Raw genomic sequence first — 1,080 nt, forward strand, 5'->3', positions numbered from 1 at the left:
TGTACCTGGCCATGACGTTGGTAGCAGCGGGTCGGGTTGAACGAGGGAGAACCTCCGAGTGGGATGTGGCTTGTCTAAGGCCCACTCCACCCCGGAGGTTCTCATGTCCCACGGTAGTGCCCGCCTGACCGTTCACGGTCGTCGGTTGATCGTCCAGCGTCATCACAACGGGTGGAAGAAGGCGCACATCGCCGCAGCGATGGGTGTCTCGCGCAAGTGCGTCACGACATGGATCGACCGGTACGCCGCCGAGGGCGAGGACGGGCTGCTCACCCGTTCCTCCCGGCCACACTCGATGCCAACCAGGACCAGCGCGCAGGTCGAGGCTCAGGTGCTTCAAGCACGCAGGGTCCACCGTGAGGGTCCGGGCCTGCTGGGCCCCCGGGTGGGTGTGCCGGCCCGGACCGTCTCCCGCATCCTGGCCCGCCACGGCGTACCGCGGCTGGCCGTGTGCGATCCGATGACCGGGGAGGTGATTCGCTCCTCCAAGTCCACCGCGGTCCGCTACGAACGGGACAGACCGGGAGAACTGGTCCACGTAGACGTCAAGAAGCTAGGCAAGATTCCCGAGGGAGGCGGGTGGCGTGCCCACGGCCGTAGCGTGCAGGTCCGCGGTCGCGGCAACGGCTACGACTTCGTGCACTCGATGGTCGATGACCACTCACGGCTGGCCTATTCCGAGATCCACGACGACGAGAAGGCCGGCACCTGCGCGGCCTTCCTGACCCGGGCCGCGGCCTACTTCGCCGCGCACGGCATCGATCAGATCGAACGAGTCATGACCGACAACGCCATGGCCTACCGGCACGGTCAGGCGTTCATTGACGCGGTCGCAGCACTTGGGGCCAGGCAGAAGTTCATCAGAGCGCACTGCCCCTGGCAGAACGGGAAAGTGGAGAGATTCAACCGCACCCTGCAGACCGAGTGGGCCTACCGCCACGTATTCACCAGCAACCAGGCGCGTAAAGAGGCGCTTGACCCCTGGCTGAACATCTACAACACTCAACGCCGCCACAGCGCACTCGACGGACTACCTCCGACCAGCCGCCTGTAACCAACGTCGTGGCCGAGTACACCTAG

General features: G+C 65.5%; 1 protein-coding gene. It reads left to right on the forward strand.

Translation table 11 applies throughout. From position 1 onward, the window contains the following. Window positions 1-103 precede the first annotated feature (103 nt). On the forward strand, window positions 104-1,054 hold the full coding sequence (locus tag GWK18_RS12830; RefSeq protein ID WP_123826704.1) for an IS481 family transposase: 951 nt from the start codon (window positions 104-106) through the stop codon (window positions 1,052-1,054). The last annotated feature ends 26 nt before the right edge of the window (window positions 1,055-1,080 follow it).

Source organism: Kocuria sp. JC486 (assembly GCF_011602805.1).
In the GTDB taxonomy this organism is placed as follows: domain Bacteria; phylum Actinomycetota; class Actinomycetes; order Actinomycetales; family Micrococcaceae; genus Kocuria; species Kocuria soli.